Origin of the sequence: Thioclava sp. GXIMD2076 (assembly GCF_037949795.1) — a bacterium.
GTDB classification, from domain to species: domain Bacteria; phylum Pseudomonadota; class Alphaproteobacteria; order Rhodobacterales; family Rhodobacteraceae; genus Thioclava; species Thioclava kandeliae.
This window is the reverse complement of record NZ_CP149932.1, coordinates 1805731-1820101: the sequence shown is the minus strand read 5'-3', so window position 1 is coordinate 1820101 and position 14371 is coordinate 1805731. Positions and strand designations below refer to the sequence as shown.

The 14371-nt window shown below is 61.7% G+C and carries 15 protein-coding genes; 7 read left to right on the top strand and 8 right to left on the bottom strand.

Annotated elements, in window-relative coordinates; all coding sequences use genetic code 11:
- Positions 1 to 36 precede the first annotated feature (36 nt).
- From clpX to uraH, 3 genes are all read right to left on the bottom strand, one after another.
- Positions 37 to 1302, bottom strand: a complete 1266-nt coding sequence (gene clpX / locus WDB91_RS08995; RefSeq protein WP_339112230.1) for an ATP-dependent Clp protease ATP-binding subunit ClpX — start codon at positions 1300 to 1302, stop codon at positions 37 to 39.
- Positions 1303 to 1428: 126 nt separating this feature from the next.
- On the bottom strand, positions 1429 to 2058 hold the full coding sequence (locus WDB91_RS08990; protein WP_339112229.1) for an ATP-dependent Clp protease proteolytic subunit: 630 nt from the start codon (positions 2056 to 2058) through the stop codon (positions 1429 to 1431).
- A gap of 235 nt (positions 2059 to 2293) precedes the next feature.
- Positions 2294 to 2650, bottom strand: a complete 357-nt coding sequence (gene uraH / locus WDB91_RS08985; protein WP_339112228.1) for a hydroxyisourate hydrolase — start codon at positions 2648 to 2650, stop codon at positions 2294 to 2296.
- A gap of 148 nt (positions 2651 to 2798) precedes the next feature.
- Here uraH and puuE point away from each other — a divergent pair, with 148 nt between their 5' ends.
- Genes puuE through WDB91_RS08970 form a run of 3 tightly spaced genes read left to right on the top strand, consistent with a single transcriptional unit; the run spans position 2799 to position 5523 of the window.
- Complete coding sequence (gene puuE, locus WDB91_RS08980) at positions 2799 to 4214, top strand: allantoinase PuuE (RefSeq protein ID WP_339112227.1); 1416 nt, start codon at positions 2799 to 2801, stop codon at positions 4212 to 4214.
- A complete protein-coding gene (locus WDB91_RS08975; protein WP_339112226.1) occupies positions 4214 to 5047 on the top strand; it encodes a bifunctional allantoicase/(S)-ureidoglycine aminohydrolase in 834 nt (277 codons plus the stop codon). The genes puuE and WDB91_RS08975 overlap by 1 nt, the downstream gene beginning before the upstream one ends.
- On the top strand, positions 5044 to 5523 hold the full coding sequence (locus WDB91_RS08970; RefSeq protein ID WP_339112225.1) for an ureidoglycolate lyase: 480 nt from the start codon (positions 5044 to 5046) through the stop codon (positions 5521 to 5523). Before WDB91_RS08975 ends, WDB91_RS08970 begins: the two co-directional genes overlap by 4 nt.
- A 77-nt stretch (positions 5524 to 5600) precedes the next feature.
- Here the strand turns inward: WDB91_RS08970 and WDB91_RS08965 are convergent, their stop codons facing one another.
- A complete protein-coding gene (locus tag WDB91_RS08965; RefSeq protein WP_339114492.1) occupies positions 5601 to 6797 on the bottom strand; it encodes a deoxyguanosinetriphosphate triphosphohydrolase in 1197 nt (398 codons plus the stop codon).
- A 100-nt stretch (positions 6798 to 6897) separates the two neighbouring features.
- Between WDB91_RS08965 and WDB91_RS08960 the strand changes: the two genes are divergently transcribed.
- The 4 genes from WDB91_RS08960 to WDB91_RS08945 all read left to right on the top strand — a co-directional run bounded on the left by WDB91_RS08960 (position 6898) and on the right by WDB91_RS08945 (position 10272).
- The gene (locus WDB91_RS08960) at positions 6898 to 7230 is read left to right on the top strand and encodes an iron-sulfur cluster assembly accessory protein (RefSeq protein WP_339112224.1); all 333 of its coding nucleotides are present in this window, start codon (positions 6898 to 6900) and stop codon (positions 7228 to 7230) included.
- A 52-nt stretch (positions 7231 to 7282) separates the two neighbouring features.
- Positions 7283 to 7897 carry a hypothetical protein gene (locus tag WDB91_RS08955; protein ID WP_339112223.1) on the top strand — a complete coding sequence of 205 codons (615 nt, stop codon included), beginning with the start codon at positions 7283 to 7285 and terminating at the stop codon, positions 7895 to 7897.
- Positions 7898 to 8005: 108 nt separating this feature from the next.
- Complete coding sequence (gene xth / locus WDB91_RS08950; protein WP_339112222.1) at positions 8006 to 8812, top strand: exodeoxyribonuclease III; 807 nt, start codon at positions 8006 to 8008, stop codon at positions 8810 to 8812.
- Positions 8813 to 8853: 41 nt separating this feature from the next.
- Complete coding sequence (locus tag WDB91_RS08945; protein WP_339112221.1) at positions 8854 to 10272, top strand: hypothetical protein; 1419 nt, start codon at positions 8854 to 8856, stop codon at positions 10270 to 10272.
- 55 nt (positions 10273 to 10327) lie between these two features.
- Here WDB91_RS08945 and proB read toward each other — a convergent pair whose 3' ends face one another.
- From proB to WDB91_RS08925, 4 genes are all read right to left on the bottom strand, one after another.
- Positions 10328 to 11425: a glutamate 5-kinase gene (gene proB, locus WDB91_RS08940; protein ID WP_339114491.1), complete on the bottom strand. Its 1098-nt coding sequence runs from the start codon at positions 11423 to 11425 to the stop codon at positions 10328 to 10330.
- Between the two features lie 32 nt (positions 11426 to 11457).
- Complete coding sequence (obgE, locus tag WDB91_RS08935) at positions 11458 to 12489, bottom strand: GTPase ObgE (protein ID WP_339112220.1); 1032 nt, start codon at positions 12487 to 12489, stop codon at positions 11458 to 11460.
- Between the two features lie 133 nt (positions 12490 to 12622).
- Positions 12623 to 13651: a GNAT family N-acetyltransferase gene (locus WDB91_RS08930; RefSeq protein WP_339112219.1), complete on the bottom strand. Its 1029-nt coding sequence runs from the start codon at positions 13649 to 13651 to the stop codon at positions 12623 to 12625.
- Positions 13652 to 13678: 27 nt separating this feature from the next.
- Positions 13679 to 14218, bottom strand: coding sequence for a GNAT family N-acetyltransferase (locus WDB91_RS08925; RefSeq protein WP_339112218.1), 540 nt, complete (start codon positions 14216 to 14218; stop codon positions 13679 to 13681).
- Positions 14219 to 14371: the final 153 nt, after the last annotated feature.

Here is a 14371-nt window from a genome sequence, read left to right as displayed (position 1 = left end):
AAACGCCGCCCCAATCCCTTGGAGCGGCGTATAATCTCAGCTGGCAGAACTGCCTTCTTTCTTGGCATCCGCATAGATCAGCAGCGGCTTGGCGCTCGCCTGGGTGACAGCCTCTTCATTGACCACCACCTCGTTGACGCTGTCCATGCCCGGCAGTTCGAACATCGTATCCAGAAGGATATCCTCGAGGATCGAGCGCAAACCACGCGCACCGGTTTTCCGTTCGATCGCACGTTTGGCAATCGCCGACAGCGCATCCTCGGTGAAGGTCAGATCCACGCCCTCGATCTCGAACAGACGCTGGTATTGCTTGACCAGCGCGTTCTTCGGTTGGGTCAGGATGATGACAAGCGCCTCTTCATCCAGATCGGTCAGCGTCGCGATGACCGGCAGACGCCCCACGAATTCAGGGATCAACCCGAATTTCAGCAGATCTTCCGGCTCGAGTTCGCTGAACAGCTCGCCCACACCGCGGTCATCATTGTTCTTCACATCGGCGCCGAAGCCCATGGCCGACCCCTTGCCGCGCTGTGCGATGATCCGGTCGAGCCCCGCGAAGGCGCCGCCGCAGATGAAGAGGATATTCGTGGTATCCACCTGCAGGAATTCCTGCTGCGGATGTTTGCGGCCCCCTTGCGGCGGAACGCTGGCCACGGTGCCTTCCATGATCTTCAGAAGCGCCTGCTGCACGCCCTCGCCCGACACGTCGCGGGTGATCGAGGGGTTGTCGGACTTGCGCGTGATCTTGTCGACCTCGTCGATATAAACAATACCGCGCTGCGCGCGCTCGACGTTATATTCCGACGCCTGCAGAAGCTTCAGGATGATATTCTCGACATCCTCGCCCACATAGCCCGCTTCGGTCAGCGTGGTCGCGTCGGCCATCGTGAAGGGCACGTCGAGAATGCGTGCCAGTGTCTGGGCCAGAAGCGTTTTACCGCAGCCGGTCGGGCCGATCAGCAAGATGTTCGACTTCGCAAGCTCGATATCCTGTTTCGTGCCGTGATTGAGACGTTTGTAATGGTTATGCACCGCGACCGAGAGAACGCGCTTGGCCTTCTCCTGACCGATGACATAATCATCCAGCACGTTGCAGATATCCCGCGGGGTCGGCACGCCTTCGGAGGATTTCAGCCCTGCCGATTTCGTTTCCTCGCGGATAATGTCCATGCAAAGTTCAACGCATTCATCGCAGATGAATACAGTCGGCCCGGCAATCAGCTTTCGGACCTCGTGCTGGCTTTTGCCGCAGAAGGAACAGTAAAGGGTGTTCTTGCTGTCGGAGCCTGTAGTGTTCGCCATGATATCCCTCTGCAGTAACGGCCGGGCGGGTCCGGACCTTCTGGGCGGCGGGCCACCCGCTGCCAAAGTCTAGGGCAGCCCGACCGTCATGCCAATGTCAAATTACCTCTCCCGGTTAAGGGAGGGTCACTTCTTCTCTTCAGATTTCCCGCGATTTTCGAGAATATCGTCGATCAGACCCCAGTCTTTGGCCTGCTCTGCCGACATGAAGTTATCGCGCTCGAGTGCGGCTTCAACGGTCTCGTAGTCATTGCCGGTATGCTTGACATAGATCTCGTTGAGGCGGCGTTTCAGTTTTGCCGTTTCCTGTGCGTGGATCATGATATCGGTCGCCTGACCCTGATACCCGCCAGACGGCTGGTGGACCATGACACGCGAGTTAGGCAGCGAGAAACGCATGTCTTTTTCGCCTGCGGTCAGCAGAAGCGAGCCCATCGAGGCTGCCTGACCGATGACCAGCGTCGACACCTTCGGCTTGATGTATTGCATGGTGTCATAAATCGACAGACCTGCCGTCACCACACCGCCGGGGCTGTTGATATACATCGAAATCTCTTTCGACGGATTCTCGGCCTCGAGGAACAGAAGCTGCGCGCAGATCAGCGTCGACATGCCATCATGCACGGGGCCGGACAGGAAAATGATGCGCTCTTTCAGCAGGCGCGAATAAATGTCGTAGGAACGCTCACCGCGCGAGGTCTGTTCGACCACCATCGGCACGAGCGTGTTCATGTAGGTATCCATCGGGTCTTTCATGGAAATCTGCCCTTCCCTGTCATTAGTCAGACATGTCTAACGCCAAAATCGTTACTTGAGTCTTATGATCGCGCACCGCCCTTCGCAAGGGACGTTCACGGTTTGCTCAACGCTTTCGTATTAAAACCTCTCGATTTTTCCTGTGACTGCAAGCTCAGCCCAAACCGCTTTGGACCGTTCCGCATCGAAGGCGTCAAAATTTTCATCTGTCACCGTATAAATTTCGGTCATCGCCTCAACTGCCTCGATAGGTCGACATACCGAAGGCCGAAAGCAGCAGCGGCACATGGTAATGCGCCTGCGCATCGCTGATACCGAACCGGATCGGCACCTGATCGAGAAAGAGCGGCTCGGGCCCGCCTTGTCCGCTCTCGCGCAGATACTCGCCCGCCTCGAACAGCAGTTCATAGGTTCCCACCTCGAAACCCTCCGCTGGAAGAATCGGCTGATCCGTTCGTCCGTCGGAATTGGTGCGCATCACGGCAAGCTTTTCACGGGCCTCGCCCTTCAGCCGGTAAAGCGTCACCTGCAGGCCTGCCGCCGGACATCCCCGCGCGGTGTCCAGAACATGTGTGGTCAGATAGCCGCTCATCGGGAGCCTCCTCGTTTTGTCACAGCTTGGCGCGGGCGCGGGGAAGGTGCAACCCGTTCTCTGCCGCTTTGTCGCGCCCGTTTCCGTAAGCGGGCTCTTGAAACCCCGCGCATTTGGACGTTTGATCACCCCAAGACAGGAGAGCGAAATGACCCGATATCCCAGAAACATGCGTGGCTATGGCCGCAACGCCCCCGATGCCGCCTGGCCCGGCGGCGCGAAGATCGCGATATCGCTGGTCCTGAACTACGAGGAAGGTGGCGAGAACAGCATCCTGCATGGTGATGCAGCCTCCGAGGCCTTCCTTTCCGACATCGCGGGTGCGGCCCAATGGCCCGGCCAGCGGCACTGGAATATGGAATCGATCTACGAATATGGCGCACGCGCGGGCTTCTGGCGTCTGCACCGCCTGTTCACCCGTATGAACCTTCCGGTCACCATCTACGGCGTCGCCACAGCGCTGGCACGCAGCCCCGAACAGGTCGATGCCATGAAAGAGGCCGGATGGGAGATCGCCAGTCACGGGCTCAAATGGGTCGAACACAAGGATATGCCCGCCGAGGAGGAGACGCGCCAGATTGCCGAGGCGATCCGCCTGCATACCGAGGTCGTGGGCACCCCGCCCAAGGGCTGGTATACGGGCCGCTGCTCTGCCAATACCGTGGCGCTTACTGCAAAAACCCACGCGTTCGACTGGATCTCGGACACCTATGATGACGATCTGCCCTATTGGCTGACGCTCGATGGGCGTGATCAACTGGTGATCCCCTACACGCTCGAAGCCAATGACATGCGCTTTGCCACGGCGCCCGGCTATATCGAGGGCGAACAGTTCTTCCAGTATCTCAAGGACAGCTTCGACACGCTTTATGCCGAAGGCGTGGCAGGGCAGGCCAAGATGTTCTCGATCGGCCTGCATAACCGCCTGATCGGGCGTCCGGGCAAAATCGCGGGGCTCAAGCGCTTTCTCGATTATGCACGCGCCCATGAGGGTGTCTGGTTTGCCACCCGTGGCCAGATCGCAGCCCATTGGGCCGAGGCGCATCCGCCAGTCCATAAACCGCGCCCGAGCGAGATGGACCAACAGACCTTTGCCAAGACCTTCGCCCATATTTTCGAGCATTCCGAATGGATTGCCTCGCGCGCATGGGAGCTGGAGCTGGGCCCCGCCCACGATTGTGCCGCAGGTGTCGCCAATGCGCTCTCACGGATCTTCCGCAGCGCGGGCCATGAGGCACAGCTGGCCGTGCTGCGGGCCCACCCCGATCTGGCGGGCAAGCTGGCTCAAGCCAAGCGCCTGACCGCCGAGAGCACCTCCGAGCAGGCCAGCGCCGGTCTTGATGCGCTCACCGATGACGAGCGCAGCCTCTTCGAGGAACTCAACGCCGCCTATGTCGAGAAATTCGGCTTCCCCTTCATCATCGCCGTGCGCGACCATGACAAGGCCTCGATCCTCGAGGCCTTCCGCACCCGCCTCACCCATGACGCCGATACCGAATTCAAGGCCGCTTGCCAGCAGGTCGAACGGATCGCGCGTCACCGCCTGAATGATATGGATATCTGATGAGTTCTCTTTACTACGCCCCACCGGGCGGCCTGCGCGACCAGAATTCGCGCACCGTCGATCGTGCCGTCTTCACCGAGGCCTATGCCTTCCTGCCCGCGCATACGCTGTCGGATATCACTACTTCCTATCTGCCGGGCTGGGACAAGGCGCGGGCATGGGTGCTCGCGCGCCCGATGTCGGGCTTTGCCGAGACCTTCGCGCAAATCAGCGTCGAGATCGCTCCGGGCGGCGGCGCCAGCAAGCCCGAACCCGATGCGCAGGCCGAAGGGGTGATCTTTGTCCTCAAAGGCGCGCTGGAGCTGACCCTTAAGGGCGAGACGCACAAGATGAGCGATGGCGGCTATGCCTTCCTCGCACCGGGCGAGGACTGGTCACTGGCCAATACTTCCGATGCGCCCGTCTCGCTGATGTGGATCCGCAAGATCTGGGAGCCTGCCGAGGGCATCGCGAAACCCGAAAGCTTCGTCACCTCCGATCAGGTGACCGCCGCCCGCCCGATGGAGGGCACCGAGGGCAAATGGGCCACCACCCGCTTTGTCGAACCCGATGACATGCGCCACGACATGCATGTGAATATCGTCACCATCCAGCCCGGCGCCACGATCCCCTTCGCAGAGACCCATGTGATGGAACATGGGCTCTATGTGCTGCAAGGGCGCGGTGTCTATTTGCTCAACAAGGACTGGGTCGAGGTCGAGGGCGGCGATTTCATGTGGCTGCGCGCCTTCTGCCCGCAGGCTTGCTATGCGGGCGGCACCGGACCGTTCCGTTACCTGCTTTATAAGGACGTAAACCGCCATATGCCCCTGCGCGGGATGCTGGGCCGATGATCCGGACCGAACCGCTGACCGCCGAGGCTTTCGCCCCTTTCGGTGATGTGCTTGATGCGACGGGCGCGCCCGACAAGATCATCAATGCGGGCAAATGCGGCCGCTATCACGACCGCGCCAGTCTGAGTTTCTTCGAGGGCCGCGCGGGTGTGTCGATCTTCAAGGCAGAGATCCGCACCCTGCCCTATGACTGCGACCTGCTGGAACGTCATCCCGATGGCAGCCAGTGTTTCATTCCGATGTCGGAACACCCGTTCCTGATTATCGTGGCCCCTGATGCGGGCGGCACACCGGGCGCACCGCGTGCCTTCCTGTCGGATGGCGCACAGGCGATCAACTTCCACCGTGGCACATGGCATGGCGTGCTGACGCCGCTCGACGGGCCGGGCCTCTTTGCCGTGGTCGACCGTATCGGCGCGGGCGCCAATCTGGAGGAGGTCCCCTGCGATCCGCCCTTCACCGTGGTCGCTGGCTAGCCCTGCCGCCGGCCCTCGGGCACCAATAAAAAGGGGGGCCTGCGCCCCCCTTTTCCGTCAGCTCTCCCGGACCCGGCTCACAGATCCGGATCGATCAGCCGGTGATATTCCTGAATGGCGAAACGGTCGGTCATGCCTGCCACATAATCGAGCACCACCCGCGCCAGCAGGATCTCGGCATCACCACCCGAGGCCAAGGCCTTGCCCACATCGCCCTGCCAATCCGAGGGCAGATGCTGCGGGTTCTCCATGAAATAGGGGAAGAGCCCGTTAACCATCGTGGTCACCCGCTTGCGCTCCACGATCACCGAGGGCGCGCGATACATACGGGTGAACAGGAAGCGCTTGATCGCCTTGAGGTTCTGGTAGAGCGGCTTCGAGAAGCGGATGATCGGCCCGTCCATCGAGCGGATATCCTCCACCCGCTCGGGGCGCAGTGATTCCAGCCGGTTCTGGGCCACGGCGATCACATCCTCGACCATCACACCAAACACGCGGCGCAGCGCCTCATGCTGGCGCCGCGAGCGGTCGAGCCCCGGATAGAGCTTGTCGACCGCCTCGAAACACTCGCCGATCACCGGCAGCTCGCACAGATCGTCTTCCGTGAAGAGCCCCGCGCGCAACCCGTCATGCAGATCGTGATGGTTATAGGCGCAATCATCGGCGACCGCGGCCACCTGCGCCTCGGCACTGGCATTGGAGGCCAGTTCCAGATCCCAACTGGCATCGATCTCGGCCAGCGCATAGGGCAGATCCTCGCGGCGTGCGACGGTGTGGCTTCCGCCTTTGTCGGAGATCACCGGACCATTATGTTTGGCAATGCCCTCAAGGGCTTCCCATGTCAGGTTCAGCCCGTCGAATTCGGCGTAATGGCGCTCGAGCTTGGTCACGATGCGTAAGGCCTGCGCGTTATGGTCAAAACCGCCATAGGGCATCATCAGCTCATGCAGCGCATCCTCGCCCGTATGGCCGAAGGGCGGATGCCCCAGATCATGGGCCAGCGCCACCGTCTCGGCCAGATCGGCATTGAGCCCCAAATGGTTGGCGATCGTGCGCGCCACCTGCGCCACCTCGATCGTATGGGTCAGACGGGTGCGGTAGTAATCGCCCTCATGTTCGACAAAGACCTGCGTCTTGTGTTTGAGCCGGCGGAAAGCCGAGGAATGGATGATCCGGTCGCGATCCCGTTGAAACGGGGTGCGGAACGTGGAATAACTTTCCGGAATAAGTCGGCCCCGAGTCTTTTCGGGGTGACAGGCATAAGGCTTGAGCACGGCAACCTCTTCTTGTCGCGGCATATGAGACTACCTATATCCCCCACCCTAGGGAAGAACTAGGGAAGAACAGGCCCATCGGGGCAGAAAGCGTGTGAAAATGCTGCAGATTCCGCCAAAAGTGACCGAGCGCGCCTTTGCGCGGCTCGCCGAGATCAACGAAGATGCCGATACACCTCGCGCGCTGCGCGTGGCCGTCGAGGGCGGCGGCTGTTCGGGCTTCCAGTATGACATCAAACTCGAGGAGCAATCCGCAGAGGACGACCTGATCCTGCAGGGTGCAGGCCAGAAGGTCCTGATCGACCCTGTCTCACTGCCGTTTCTGGAAAACGCGGTGATCGATTTCACTGACGAGCTGATCGGCGCGCGCTTCGTGGTCAACAACCCCAATGCGGTGTCATCCTGCGGCTGCGGGATCTCCTTCTCGATGTGATAACAAGGGGGCCTCCAGTATTCCGGAGGTCCGCTCTTTTTGAAGGCCGCCCATGCGGATACCGTTCATTCTTCTTGTCGGGTCGGTGATTGGCGCAATTACAGCCTTTACCCTGAACCAGCCCGACCTTGCGCTTGTTCTTGTTTTTACCGCGATTGCCGCCCTGATCCTCGCCCTGCGCGGGATCTCTGCGCGCGATTTTTTCCGAGGCGCGTTCTCGCGACCTAGACGTGCGGCAAGGCCCCGTCCGGTCAAGCCCCCCGTTCGCAGACGCAAACCCGTCGTCATCGACGGATCGAACGTCATCCACTGGCGCAGGAACCTGCCCGAACTCCTGCCCCTCCAGCGCGTCATTGCCCGTGCCAAGGCTGCCCATTACACGCCTCTCGTGATTTTCGACGCGAATATCGGCTACAAGATCTCCGATCACTATATGTCGGAGGCCGAACTTGCGCCGCTGCTGGGCCTCGAGCCCGACCAGATACAGGTTGTCGATCGTGGCGCCCCCGCCGATCCCGAGATCCTGCGCCATGCCACCCGCCTCGGCGCGCCTGTCATCACCAATGACCGCTATCGCGACTGGCTCGATCAGTTCGCCCGCCACAAACGCGGCATCAAACTGATCCGTGGCCATTACAAAGGCCAGAGGCTTGTCCTCGATCTCTAAGCCAATCTGCTGAGATCAATTCAGCAGGAAATCCTGTTTCTCAGCACGGTTCATGGTTGTTACGTCAGCGCCTCTTGCCTATCACGGGGAAAAGAACGGGAGAGCCGCATGAAGATCGCGACATTCAACATCAACGGTATCAAGGCGCGTATCAATGCGCTGGTCGACTGGCTCAAGGAAGCCGATCCCGATGTGGCCCTTCTACAGGAAATCAAATCCGTCGATGAGGCTTTCCCCCGCGAGATCATCGAAGATCTGGGTTACCGTGTCGAAACCCATGGCCAGAAAAGCTTCAACGGTGTGGCGATCCTGTCGAAACTTCCGCTCGAAGACATCATCCGCGGTCTGCCCGGAGACGAGAGCGACGAACAGGCCCGCTGGATCGAGGCCACCGTGATCGGGGATCGCGCGGTGCGCGTTTGCGGGCTCTACCTACCCAATGGAAATCCCGTCGAATTCGATGCCGATGGCACGCCGATTGCGGAGGGAAAATACGGCTATAAACTCGGCTGGATGGAGCGTATGCACGCCCGCGCCACCGAACTTCTGGCGCTGGAAGAGCCGCTGGTTCTTGCAGGGGATTACAATATTATCCCGCAAGACGAGGATGCCGCCAAGCCCGAGAGCTGGCAGAAGGATGCCCTCGCTCTCCCCGAAAGCCGCGCCGCCTTCCGCCGCATCCTGAACCTCGGCTTCACCGAAGCCTTCCGTGCCCGCACCTTCGGCCCCGGTCATTATTCCTTCTGGGATTATCAGGCAGGCGCATGGGCGCGCAATAACGGCATCCGCATCGACCATCTGCTGCTCAGCCCGCAGGCCGCCGATCTGATGACCGATTGCCAGATCGACCGCGAGATCCGCGGCCGCGATAAGCCCTCGGACCATGTGCCCGTCTGGATCACCCTTAACGCCTGACCGCTTTCACGGTTAGCCTCTCTTCCATAAGGACCCCGATCATGGCCACCAGCCTCGAACAGCTCAAAGCCACAAAGCTGTTGGACAAAACCATAGGGGTCATGCTCGGGCTGATCATCCTCTTCACCATTCTGTCGAATTGGGACGTGTTTTTCTTTGCCGGGCCTGCCGCCAAAGTGCTGACCGTGCTCTCGGTGCTGGCGCTGGTGCCGAGCGTAAAGGGATCGCGCCGTGTCTTCGTGGTGGTGGCCTTCGCACTGGTGGTCTATGCCTTCGTATTCTACAGCGCGCCTTGGACCGTAATTTCCGAGGGGCTTGCGCGGGCCAGCTTCATCGTTGCCTTTTTCTGCGCATTGGCCACGCTGCGCCACGTTGCGGGCATTTCCGACAAGATCACCCGCGCTGCGGTTTTTCTGGCCAGCCAGCCCCCCGGACGGCGCTATAGCGCGCTGACGCTCGGGGTGCAGGCCTTTGCACCGATGCTGAATTACGGCGCGATCTCGGTTCTGGGCGGGATGTCACGGGCCTCCTCGGACCGCGAGCCCGACCCCGAAATCCGCAAGATCCGCATCCGCCGTATGCTGCAGGCTGTCCATCGTGGTTTTGCCGCGAGCCTGTGCTGGTCGCCACTCGGCTTTGCCATGGTCATCTCTACCTCCATCGTCGATGGCGCCGAGATCAACCATATCATCCTGCCCGCACTGGTCTCCTCCGCGATCCTGATCGGGGTGGGCTGGACGATGGACCAGATCTTCAAACCCACCATCCCCGCAGGCCATCACGCCACGCCTCTCTCGGCCACTCTGCCCACCACTGCCCGCGACCTCCTGCCTGTCCTGTGGCTGATCATCCTGATCGCCATTCCGGTGATCGTGCTCGATCTGGTGGCGGGGCTTTCGGCGGCAATGTCGGTGCTGCTGATCATCCCGCTTCTTTCGGCAGGCTGGCTGCTGGTGGGTGCGCCCCCCAAGGAGCGCGGCCACCATTTTGCGCTCCATGCCTGCGAATTCGGCTTTATCGAGCTGCCGTCCTTCCGCAACGAGATCGTGCTTTTGTCGATGGCCGGCTTCATCGGCTCGACCGCAGGCACCATGCTGGCACCGATCGTCGCGGCCAGCGGCCTTGATCTGGCGGCGCTGCCGGTCTGGCTCCTCCTGATCCTGCCGATCCTGCTGATCCCGCTGGGCGGGCAGCTGGGGATGAACCCGATCCTCTTTGTCTCGCTGTTCGGGCCGCTGTTGCCGAGTGCAGCAGAGCTGGGCATCTCGCCCACCGCCATCGTGCTCTCGATCACCGCGGGCTGGGCGCTGTCGGGGGTAACCTCGCCCTTCACCGCCTCGGTCATGCTGGTGGCGCGGCTCGGAGATGTAACCCCGGCTACGGTCAGCTGGCGCTGGAACGGCCTTTATACCGCCACCTGCGCCGTGGCGCTGGCCGTCTGGCTGATGTTCTGGGCCTGACATGACAAAAGGCGCGCGGATCGCTCCACACGCCTTTTCAATCCGTTGATCCGGTTCAGGTCAGCGAGACCATGTCATCACGATGGATCAGCGCCGCCCGTCCCGGATAGGTCAGGATCTCGGCGATCTCCTGCGACTGGTGGCCCGCAATCGCGCGCGCCTCTTCGGACGTATAGCGGGTCAGACCCTTGGCCACGATCTGCCCGTCAGGCGCGATCACCGTCACCGGCTCGCCACGACCGAACTGCCCCGACACGCGGATCACACCGGCCGGCAGAAGCGATTTGCCCCGTGCAAGCGCCTGCACCGCGCCCTGGTCCACATGGATCTGGCCCTGCGGTTTCATCCCCGAAATCCAGCGTTTGCGCGCGGTTCTCGGGTCGCCCTCGGGCAGGAACCAACTGGTGCGCGCGCCCTCTTCGAGCGCCTTGAGCGGGTGCTGCACGAACCCATCGGCAATCGCCATCGCGCAACCGCCTGCCACCGCCACCTTGGCCGCCAGCAGCTTGGTCTTCATGCCCCCCTTGGAGACGCCGGAGATCGGATCGCCCGCCATCGCCTCGATCTCGGGGGTGATATGCGGCACGATCGGGAAATGCTGCGCCGAGGGGTCGGTTTTCGGATTGGCCGAATAGAGCCCGTCCACATCCGACAGGAGCACCAGCTGATCGGCCCCGATGGTCACCGCGATCGAGGCCGCCAGACGGTCGTTATCGCCGAAGCGGATCTCGTCGGTGGCCACGGTGTCGTTCTCGTTGACGATCGGCACGACACCGAGCCCCAAAAGGGTTTCGAGCGTCGCGCGCGAGTTCAGATAGCGACGGCGATTGGCCGTGTCATCGAGCGTCATCAGCACCTGCGCGGTGGTCACCCCATGCGGCGCCAGCATCTCCTGATAGCCCTGTGCCAGCCGGATCTGGCCTACGGCTGCGGCTGCCTGCGACTGCTCCAGCGCGAGATCGCCCGAGGCGAGTTTCAGGATCCGGCGTCCAAGCGCGATGGAGCCCGAAGACACCAGCACCACATCGGTCCCCTGCCCTCTGAGCCACGCCACATCCTCGGCCAGCGCCTGTAGCCAGGCAGTCCTGAGCCCCGCCTGATCGACCAGAAGCGCCGATCCGATCTTGATCACTACCCGTTTGGCTTGCGACAGGCGCGGTGCCTGCCCTGCCGTGATGCCCGCAGTTAGGGTTGCCACGATCCGCCCTCATCCTCGCCATTGCCGCCGCGGTCTTCCACAATCTGCGCCCAGAGCGCGCGCAGCACCCCCTGCACATTCTGTTGCGCGACGCTCGACATCAGATAGACCTTGCCGCCCACGGCCTCTTCCAGCTCGGCCTTGCGTTCGGCCAAGGTATCCTCATCCAGCGCGTCGATCTTGTTGAGAACGGTCACGCGGGGCTTGTCGAAGAGCGCCTCGGAATAGGCTTCCAGTTCGCCCACGATGGTCTCCCAATCCTCGGCCACCGTCTCGGAGGTGCCATCGACCAGATGCAGCAGCACCGAGCAGCGCTCGACATGGCCCAAGAACTGGTCGCCCAGCCCACGGCCTTCGGAGGCGCCCTCGATCAGACCCGGAATATCGGCCATGACGAATTCGCGCCCATCCACACCCACAACGCCGAGGTTAGGCACGAGCGTCGTGAACGGGTAATCCGCGATTTTCGGGCGGGCATTGGAGACCGTCGCGAGGAAGGTCGATTTGCCCGCATTGGGCATGCCCAGAAGCCCCGCATCCGCGATCAGCTTCAGGCGCAGCCAGATGGTGCGCTCGACGCCTTCCTGACCGGGATTGGCCTTGGAGGGCGAGCGGTTGGTGGAGGATTTGAAGCGCAGGTTGCCCCAGCCGCCATTCCCGCCTTTGGCCAGCAGGATGCGCTGCCCGACCTCGGTCAGATCGGCGATGACGGTTTCCTCGTCTTCCTCGATGATCTCGGTGCCCACCGGAACCTTCAGCACGATATCATCGCCATCCTTGCCGGTGCGCTGGCTGCCCATGCCATGCTGACCGGTTTTCGCGAAGAAGTGCTGCTGGTAGCGGAAATCGATAAGCGTGTTCAGCCCTTCGACCGCCTCGATATAAACCGAGCCGCCCTTGCCGCCATCCCCCCCATCGGGACCGCCGAATTCGATGAATTTTTCGCGCCGGAAAGAGACACAACCGGCACCGCCGCCGCCGGAACGGATATAGACTTTGGCGAGGTCGAGAAATTTCATCGGATAGGTCCCTTCGGGGTTCGGCTTGGATTTGGGGCGTGATGTGGTGTTGATACCAAGGGCGCTGGATACGCTGCCTGCGCGCGCGGATCAAGGTCGGAAGTGGGGGCCAGCCCCCACACCCCCGGGATATTTATGGACAGTGGAAGACCGGATCGGGAGCAGTGTAGCACATTTCCCAATCAGGGGCGGACCGGTCCCGCTGCGCAGATTGGCCGCGACCGGAGCCCGTATGTCGGAAACCCGCCTTTTCGAGAAGGTGGCGGGAGGCGGGGTTGTCGGTGAAGACGCGCGCTTGCAATTGGCGAAGCCCCCAGAAGCTTTCGAGCCACGCGATGAAGCTTGCGAGGGCTTCGCCCATCAGGCCCTGCCCCGAATGGGCGGGGTCGAGGAAATAGAAAAGATGCGGGCAGTCCCCGAGGCCGATCCCGATGGAGCCTATGAGCCGTCCCTCTCGCCGCAGCGCCAGACGACAGGGCCGCGCAGCCTGCCAGGCAGCGCGCGCAACGAAGCCCTGCGCCTCGGGAAGCGACCAGTCGGCAGGAAATATCTGCAACATACGCCCGACCTCCGGCAGGGTGACCAGCCGGTGGAAGGCGCCTGCATCGGTGCTCTTGAGGGGCGTGATCTCCAGACGGTCGGTTATCAGGCGCGGGACGGCGCGTGCCGCCCAATCGCTGCGGGACAGGCGGAGCGGCTGATGCGGACGAAGACTGCCCCATGCGACGCTGAGCCGCTTGTCGGGGGCGCCATCGGGCTGAAAGCCCAGCCGATGCAGGATGCGGGCCGAGGCTCCATTGCCGATGAAATAACCCGCCGCAAGGTCAAGAACCCGCGGATCTGCGAAATGACGCGCTACCAAAAGATGCGCGGCTTCAAAGACATAGCCATGTCCACGCGCATGCGGGCTGATCCAGTATCCCAGCTCCCCCACCATACCGATCATGCCGGCAAAGCCTCGCGCATCCTCGATCGCCCAGACCAGATCACTGGTCATACTCCGCTCGAGAAAGGCCATGGCATCGGACATCCGGTAGGGATGCGGCGCACGGCCCAACCAGCGCGTGGTCTCGAAATCCGAAAGACCTGCGACAATATCGGGGGCATCCTCGAGCCGGAAAGCCCGAAGGTTCAGGCGCGAGGTATAAAGGGAACGCGCCATGGTATCCTGGCGCGTCCCGATCATGGGTCAGGCCATTTTCCGCAGATAGGTCCAGGTCGGCACCGAGGCATTACGCGCCACCGACCAGCTTTCGGCATCACCCAGATATTCGAAGCCCGCATTTGTTACGACGCGACCCGAGCCGGGATTGTCCTGGAACACCTCGGCCAGAAGGGTGCGTGCGCCATGCGGATTCGCATCGACGATGGCCTGCACCGCTTCGGAAGCATAGCCCGCATTCCAGAAGCCCGCGCCGAGCCAGAAGCCCACTTCGGATTGCGTCTCGGAGATGCGGGTCAGCGAGACCACGCCCAGCAATTCGCTGGAGCCCTGTGCCGAACCGTCGATGGCCCAGACATCCTCGTCGCCCTGTTTGCCAAGGATCCGCGCGATGAACTGCTCGGAGGCGCCCGGTGGCAGCGGATGCGGAATGGCGCGGGTGCCAGAGGCGACACGTTTGTCCGAAGTATACATGGTCATGAGGCCCGCGTCGGATTTGCGCAGCGGGCGCAGGATGAACCTTCCGGCTTCGATTACAGGTTGGTCAGGGATCGCTTCCTGATACATGTCGTCCTCCGTGATGCCCCTGAGTTTAATCCATTTTCGGGGCGAGAGATGGCAATTAGTATGCCAAGGTAAAAATCATATGAAGACCTTACGTCACCCCGTCGGACAAACCGACTTGCGCAAGAGTATTCGGCAGGTTTTCCCGCATTGCTC

Bases quoted from the DNA above. Each gene is read 5' to 3' on its own strand.
- WDB91_RS08945 (WP_339112221.1), top strand. From the start codon at position 8,854: ATGGCCACCAGCCTCGAACAGCTCAAAGCCACAAAGCTGTTGGACAAA.
- xth (WP_339112222.1), top strand. From the start codon at position 8,006: ATGAAGATCGCGACATTCAACATCAACGGTATCAAGGCGCGTATCAAT.
- uraH (WP_339112228.1), bottom strand. From the start codon at position 2,650: ATGAGCGGCTATCTGACCACACATGTTCTGGACACCGCGCGGGGATGT.
- WDB91_RS08970 (WP_339112225.1), top strand. From the start codon at position 5,044: ATGATCCGGACCGAACCGCTGACCGCCGAGGCTTTCGCCCCTTTCGGT.
- clpX (WP_339112230.1), bottom strand. From the start codon at position 1,302: ATGGCGAACACTACAGGCTCCGACAGCAAGAACACCCTTTACTGTTCC.
- WDB91_RS08990 (WP_339112229.1), bottom strand. From the start codon at position 2,058: ATGAAAGACCCGATGGATACCTACATGAACACGCTCGTGCCGATGGTG.
- WDB91_RS08930 (WP_339112219.1), bottom strand. From the start codon at position 13,651: ATGGCGCGTTCCCTTTATACCTCGCGCCTGAACCTTCGGGCTTTCCGG.
- WDB91_RS08960 (WP_339112224.1), top strand. From the start codon at position 6,898: ATGCTGCAGATTCCGCCAAAAGTGACCGAGCGCGCCTTTGCGCGGCTC.
- obgE (WP_339112220.1), bottom strand. From the start codon at position 12,489: ATGAAATTTCTCGACCTCGCCAAAGTCTATATCCGTTCCGGCGGCGGC.
- puuE (WP_339112227.1), top strand. From the start codon at position 2,799: ATGACCCGATATCCCAGAAACATGCGTGGCTATGGCCGCAACGCCCCC.
- WDB91_RS08925 (WP_339112218.1), bottom strand. From the start codon at position 14,218: ATGTATCAGGAAGCGATCCCTGACCAACCTGTAATCGAAGCCGGAAGG.
- WDB91_RS08975 (WP_339112226.1), top strand. From the start codon at position 4,214: ATGAGTTCTCTTTACTACGCCCCACCGGGCGGCCTGCGCGACCAGAAT.
- WDB91_RS08955 (WP_339112223.1), top strand. From the start codon at position 7,283: ATGCGGATACCGTTCATTCTTCTTGTCGGGTCGGTGATTGGCGCAATT.